The 6,205-nt window shown below is 55.3% G+C and carries 5 protein-coding genes and 2 tRNA genes; 3 read left to right on the top strand and 4 right to left on the bottom strand.

Annotation, left to right across the window (positions count from 1 at the left end):
- On the top strand, window positions 1–429 hold a 429-nt coding region (locus ACN0RV_RS15695), incomplete at its 5' end, for a transposase (RefSeq protein WP_417349025.1).
- 493 nt (window positions 430–922) lie between these two features.
- Here ACN0RV_RS15695 and ACN0RV_RS15690 read toward each other — a convergent pair.
- The 3 genes from ACN0RV_RS15690 to ACN0RV_RS15680 all read right to left on the bottom strand — a co-directional run bounded on the left by ACN0RV_RS15690 (window position 923) and on the right by ACN0RV_RS15680 (window position 2,596).
- Window positions 923–999: transfer RNA gene (locus tag ACN0RV_RS15690), tRNA-Pro, on the bottom strand.
- A gap of 238 nt (window positions 1,000–1,237) precedes the next feature.
- Window positions 1,238–1,314: transfer RNA gene (locus ACN0RV_RS15685), tRNA-Pro, on the bottom strand.
- Window positions 1,315–1,486: 172 nt separating this feature from the next.
- Window positions 1,487–2,596 (bottom strand): succinylglutamate desuccinylase/aspartoacylase domain-containing protein, encoded by a 1,110-nt coding sequence (locus ACN0RV_RS15680; RefSeq protein WP_417349023.1) that lies wholly within the window; start codon window positions 2,594–2,596, stop codon window positions 1,487–1,489.
- A gap of 142 nt (window positions 2,597–2,738) precedes the next feature.
- Between ACN0RV_RS15680 and ACN0RV_RS15675 the strand changes: the two genes are divergently transcribed.
- Both ACN0RV_RS15675 and ACN0RV_RS15670 read left to right on the top strand, forming a co-directional pair.
- Window positions 2,739–3,263, top strand: a complete 525-nt coding sequence (locus ACN0RV_RS15675) for a DUF2058 domain-containing protein (protein WP_417349021.1) — start codon at window positions 2,739–2,741, stop codon at window positions 3,261–3,263.
- A 329-nt stretch (window positions 3,264–3,592) separates the two neighbouring features.
- Complete coding sequence (locus ACN0RV_RS15670; protein ID WP_417349019.1) at window positions 3,593–5,287, top strand: diguanylate cyclase; 1,695 nt, start codon at window positions 3,593–3,595, stop codon at window positions 5,285–5,287.
- A 75-nt stretch (window positions 5,288–5,362) separates the two neighbouring features.
- Here ACN0RV_RS15670 and ACN0RV_RS15665 read toward each other — a convergent pair whose 3' ends face one another.
- On the bottom strand, window positions 5,363–6,202 hold the full coding sequence (locus ACN0RV_RS15665; RefSeq protein WP_417349017.1) for a 23S rRNA (adenine(2030)-N(6))-methyltransferase RlmJ: 840 nt from the start codon (window positions 6,200–6,202) through the stop codon (window positions 5,363–5,365).
- Window positions 6,203–6,205 lie beyond the last annotated feature (3 nt).

The following is a 6,205-nucleotide window of genomic DNA, read 5'->3' as shown; positions in this document are numbered from 1 at the left end:
GAATTGATAAAGCAGCAGTCGCCCTGCAAGAGGCTCATGAAGCTTGAAGGCGTTGGCGAGGTTAATGCCTTGGCCTTGTATCTCATCTTAGGTGAGCGTGGTGAAGGGTTTAAGAATGGCCGGGAAGCCGCGGCCTGCATTGGAGTGACGCCTAAGCAATTCAGTACCGGGGGCGTCACTTCTTTAGGTGGTATTGGCAAGCGGATAGGCCATAAGCGGCTGCGCGCCAACCTGATTCAGGGGGCATTAGCTGTGGCCATGCAATTAGGCCGTAGGCCACCTAAGACACTCAAAGAAAGATGGCTGTTGGCAATTATTGAGCGACGCGGGCTTCGACGCGCGGCAGTGGCGCTAGTTAACAAAACCATTCGCACTGCCTGGGCTATGTTGCACCGAGATCAGGATTATCAACAATCTCAAGCTATCTAACCATCGATTCAAGAGTTAAGAGTGACAACCAAGAGCGCGTAACAAACAGGTGAGACCGACCACCAAGAGCCTGATCTTGCCGGCGAGAATTCAATTCCGCGTTCGCGTAGAGGCATGGTGGTGCGAAAACATCAGTGGCCAGGGATCGCAACCCATCAAGAGCCCGAATATACGCCTGCATCTTACTTTGTCTGTTTGCGCTGGAGGTTGAAACTCGGGAGGAGTCCATATACGGGAGGAGTCCATATACGGCATGACCGTGCTAGGGGAATACGCAGTGGATTGAATAGACTCGGTACGAGTCAACCTGCCGTTTAGAACCGGAGAAACGAAAAAAGGCTCTAACTTGACGTTAGAGCCCTCTCTCAAATAGTGGTCGGCCAGAGAGGATTTGACCGCGCCCGGCCAGGGTCCGACCCAAAGTGCGCAGCGCTTTCCGGGGAGGCGGCACAAAAAAACCGACTCACTTTCGTGAATCGGTTCATTTGAATAGTGGTCGGCCAGAGAGGATTTGAACCTCCGACCCCCGACACCCCATGACGGTGCGCTACCAGGCTGCGCTACTGGCCGACAAAACTGATTGTCACTTCAGAGCTCGCAGTTGCATCTGAAATGTTGGACCCAAAGTGCGAAGCACTTTCCTGGGTCGAAGGTTACAGAAGGAATAATCCATTCTAGAACCTAAAGAAAAAGTGGTCGCCAGAGGGATTTAACCCGGCCGGCGTCCCGGTCCGACCCAAAGTGCGAAGCACTTTCCAGGGTCGACAGTTACAGAAAGAAAAATTCGTTCTATAACCTTAAGAAAAAGTGGTCGGCCAGAGAGGATTTGAACCTCCGACCCCCGACACCCCATGACGGTGCGCTACCAGGCTGCGCTACTGGCCGACAACGAGGACGCATGATACTCCCTCCCGGCAGATTTGCAAGGGCCAGCGATGCAAATGGTCTATCTTTGCCCAGCCCCATGACTGTCCGCTGCATTTCGCGTCAAATCCTGTTCACTATGTGGCTAAATGCCTAAAAATTAACGAGTTGAGAACAGGCACAATGCAAGTTCCTATAGTAAGAAGGTGTTGCTCAACACCTTGAACAGTTCAGTTCCCTGGCGAACACTGGCCGACGCAAAGTTAAGCACAGGAATCACGGTTTCCGGGAGCGTCAGATCTCTGCTTTCCCGTTTTCCCGTCATCAACGCATCGAAGTGCCAGATACGGGCCAAGGGCTGCCCTGGGTCAACCGGCTGTCCTAGGTTAGCCAGGTATTCAATCTGACCACCACAGGGACTGTAGACCGCACGATAGTCATCCAGCTGGCAGGCATACTGGGTGATATTAGGCAGAGGTGTGTCGAACTGAGGCAGTACACCCTGATGCTGGAGGTAGCGGGCAATACCCAGCGCGTCCCAATATGCATCGTCGACATTGAGGTACTCCTGAGATCCCAGTTCGAGGGTAAAGGCATCCACCAGAACCGGCAGCTCTCTGCCCTGCTGAGCCATCGCCTCTGACAATTGCCACCAGGGGCTGAAACTGGCCTCATCCATAGCCCCGGCAAAATCGCTGGGAATCAGAATATTGAGAGGAATGTTGAACAGGTGTGCCCGCTCTCGTGCGTACTGAGGCACATAGAGGTGGCGGGCAGAGATAGGACCTGTGTGCAAATCCAGAACAATGTCCGCCTCCAGAGCCATCTTTTGCAACCTCAATGCCAGGTGCTGGCCACTTTTCACGCCAAAGGGCGACGCCAACTTGGCATCCAGTTGAGCCTGAATCCCCTCTCGCATCGCCTGGGCCAGCTGCTTCTCGCTGGCATGAGTCATGGTCTGAGCCAGATGCTGTACCAGGCTGGGATCAAAGTGATACTGACGGTTCCAGTTCTCTCCGCTTACCGGGTCAAAGCGACCCAGAGTAAACTCACCACTCTTCTGGTTTATTCCCAGTGGGTTGGCCATGGGCACCAGCACCACTTCCCCCAGAGGCGGGTACTCTTTGAAGAGCTGTACCAGGTGATGGATGACCGCGTTTCCCTGAACCTCGGCACCATGGACATTGGCTTGTATATAGGTACTGGGGCCCAACCCCTGCCCTGAAAATCGAATCACTGGCACAGTGATGTCTGTGCCCGTCGCCTGTTGGCCCACAACCAGTGAGTGGGTGGTGACTGTCATTGCCTGCTACCGTCTAAAGGGAAAACCACCACACTAGGGCAGAGCCTGGTGAAAATCCAGAGCCAAAGGGGCCATTTGGGTTTGGCTGACAAGCTGATACACTTGGCCACTGCGGTATTTATTGATTAAGGACGGAGCGACCATGTCGTTAGCGGACCAACTTTTAAAAGCGGGCCTGGCCGATAAGAAGTCGGTACAGAAGGCCAAAAAAGAGAAGCACAAGCAGCGTAAAGCCAAGCAAGTGGTGACCGATGAGTCCAAACAGCTGGCCGAGCAACGCAAGCGCGAGCAGCAGGAACGTGACCGTGAGCTGAATCGCCAGAAGCAGGAAGAGGCTCAGGCAAAAGCGATTCTGGCCCAGATCAAGCAGTTGATCGACACCAGTAAGCAGGATCGCAGCAAGGGCGACATCGCCTACAACTTCAGCCACGATGGCAAGATCACCAAGGTCTACGTGACCAAGGCTCAGCAACAGCAGTTGATTGCCGGCCAGCTTGGCATCGTCATCCAGGAGGAGCGCTATGAACTGGTGCCCTCCAAGGTGGTCGAGAAGATTGAGCAGCGCGATCCTGCCATGGTGATTCCCCTGGCCAAGAGCGAGGAGAGCGCTCCGGTCGAGGACGACCCCTACGCCGACTACCAGATTCCAGACGATCTGATGTGGTAATCAGCGCGACTCGATAGTCGCTAAAGGCCGGCCCAAAAGTCGGCCTTTTTTGTGCCTGACTCATCCGGTTTATTCATTTCCAGCAAAGACTTTCTAACTCATATTCAATATGTTAGGTAAGCGAATCACAGAGCCAAAGCCGCCATTTTCTTTGACGCCGATCACACAACATATCTTTGACGGTGCAACGAAAAATTGACGGTGATAGATTGCGCCAAATAATATTCGCCAATGGATTTGGGTGGGTGAACAGGAAGCGGGGTCAGAGTCTTTTAGCTCTTATCGTCCTTATACTCCTGCCGTTTTGGACTCAGGCCAGAACGGTGGAGATGGAGGTCTTCTATTTCGAGGACAGCGGTCGCGACCTCGCCGTTTATGACATCGCCCGAATGAACCTGGCTCAATGGCAGCTCCTGCCCGATGACACCGCTCGCTTCGGCATCTCAAACTCCACCTACTGGTTAAAGGTGGTTGTCACCAACCAGTCGGAACACTCGCGCAGCAGGCTGCTTGAGTTCAGCTCCACCACCCAGGATTACATCGAGGTCTACTCAGAACTGGCTGGCCACTACAAAATGGGTGATCGGGTCCCCTTCGATGAACGCCCGCTGCAGAGCATCACCCCCACCATTGAGCTGACCCTGCCCCCACTCTCCAGCACCGATGTCTGGGTCAAACTGAATACCGAAGGCGGATTCTTCGAACTGCTGCCGGTCAAATTGCACACCAAAGAGGAGTGGGCTCAGCACCAGTTGGAGCGTAACTTCCTGTTTGGCATGTTCTTCGGCTCTCTGGCGATCATGCTGGTGTATGGGCTGACCCTGTCCATAGTGCTGAAAAACACCAACTTCATCACCTACAGCGCCTATCTGTTTACGGCGTTGCTGTGCACCTTCTTCTATTACGGGTTCGGTTTCCGCTGGTTATGGCCCGAGTGGCCCACACTCAACTTCTGGGCCCTGCAGATAAGCTATACCGCCCTGATCCTGGCCTCCTCCCTGTTTGCTGAGCGCTTCCTCAATATTCGCCAACACTTCCCCGTGTTAAGAAGTGTTTTGCAGCTGCTAATCGGCCTGATGCTGGTTTCTCTGGTTTTGACGCTCAGCGGTGTTCACCTGGCCACCATGGCGATGCTGATTCCACTGTCGATGCAGATTCTGGCCCTTTTGAGCGGCTGCGCAGTGGTTACCGCCTGGCGACTGCCTGGCTGGACCAACTTACTGTTTCTGTTGGCCTGGCCCTGCCTGCTGATCTGCATCGGCCTGAGTTTCGCCAACGCTCTGGGCTGGGTGCCCATCGCCCTGGACACCAAGTACCTGCTCAGTGGCCTGTTCACCGTAGAGATGCAACTGCTGGGCATTCTGATCTCCAAACAGTTCTACCAGCTCAGAAATGATCTGGTCAGTGCCCGCAGCGACTCCTCCAGACAGATGAACCTGGAGGTGATGGCCAGAAATAAAGAGCTGGAAGTGCTGAACCAGAAACTCAAAGAGCAAGCCTACTGCGACGCCATGACCGGGCTTAAGAACCGCCGCAGTTTCCGCTACGCCCTGGATAAACTTGAGATTGAGGTCAGCGGCCAGACTCGTGCCCTGGTGCTGATTGACCTGGACCACTTCAAGTCCATCAACGACAGGTTCGGTCACCAGGTGGGCGATCGCGCCCTGAAGCACGCCGCCAAGATCATCGACCAGTCGGTATCTCTGGTTCACGGTCAGTGCTTCCGGGTCGGCGGAGAGGAGTTTGCCGCCATGCTGACGGCTCCGGATCAGCCAGGCCTGGTGGCCCAGTGCGAGATGATTCGTCACAAGCTGGCCCAGACCCCTATGCCCCTGGAATCAGGCAGCCTGCACATCACCGCGTCCATCGGCATCAAGACCGTTGACCCCGGGCAGTTTGAGTCCTCCAGACAGATCTACCAACAGGCTGACACCGCCCTCTATCAGGCAAAGAGACAAGGCAGAAACCGGGTCTGTGAAGCTGGCCTGGGCAATGACTTCGCCGAATCTCCCATTCCCGCCTGAACCTGGAAACTCCTCAACAAAGCGCAACTGCCCCAGAACGAAACAGGGCCCCTTTCGGGACCCTGTCTGGCTTAATTACTCCGGCACAATCCAGCGCAGGCGGAAATTGGCCATCTCATCCTGAGCCAGTTTATCCCTGAGCCAGGGCAACACCTTTTGCATCTGCTGTTCCAGGGTCCAGGGCGGATTGATGACAATCATCCCGGAGCCGGTCATACCATGCTCACGGGTGTCTTCGGTGACATTCAACTCAATCTGCAGGATCTTGCGGATGCCGGTGGATTCCAGGGCACGCTCCAGGCGATTGATCTCCTGTCGGCTCACCACAGGGTACCAGATGGCGTAGGTGCCAGTGGCCCAGCGCTGAACCCCCTCTTTGATCCCTTTGACCAGGTCCTTGTACTCGCCCTTAAGCTCGTATGGGGGATCGATCAGCACGACACCGCGACGCTCCTTCGGCGGCAACGAAGCCTTCAGGCGGGCGTAGCCGTCCTCCTGGTACACCTTCACCTGGCGATCGCGGGCAAACTCCTGCTTCAAGCGGGGGAAGTCCGTCGGATGCAGTTCGGTCAGTACCATGCGGTCCTGCTCGCGCATCAATGTCCGGGTCAACAGGGGGCTGCCAGGATAGTAGCGCAGGTTACCACTGGGGTTGAGTGCCTTGACCGCTTTCAGGTAGGGGTGGAGCTCTTCAGGACAGTCTTCACCCCAGAGCCGGGCGACGCCATCCACGTATTCACCGGTCTTCTCGGCATGATCGGAGGTCAGATCATAACGTCCGGCACCTGAGTGGGTATCATGGGCAACAAAGGGCTTATCCTTTCGCTTCAGCGACTCAAGAATCAGCGCCTGAACCGCGTGTTTCAGCACATCGGCATGGTTGCCGGCGTGGAAGCTATGTCGATAGCTCAGCATGGT

This window comes from Ferrimonas sp. (assembly GCF_048263965.1).
Lineage (GTDB): Bacteria > Pseudomonadota > Gammaproteobacteria > Enterobacterales > Shewanellaceae > Ferrimonas.
Note: the sequence above shows the minus strand (reverse complement) of the source record. Positions and strands in the feature narration are given on the sequence as shown.

Bases quoted from the DNA above. Each gene is read 5' to 3' on its own strand.
- ACN0RV_RS15680 (WP_417349023.1), bottom strand. From the start codon at position 2,596: ATGACAGTCACCACCCACTCACTGGTTGTGGGCCAACAGGCGACGGGC.
- ACN0RV_RS15675 (WP_417349021.1), top strand. From the start codon at position 2,739: ATGTCGTTAGCGGACCAACTTTTAAAAGCGGGCCTGGCCGATAAGAAG.
- ACN0RV_RS15670 (WP_417349019.1), top strand. From the start codon at position 3,593: ATGGAGGTCTTCTATTTCGAGGACAGCGGTCGCGACCTCGCCGTTTAT.
- ACN0RV_RS15665 (WP_417349017.1), bottom strand. From the start codon at position 6,202: ATGCTGAGCTATCGACATAGCTTCCACGCCGGCAACCATGCCGATGTG.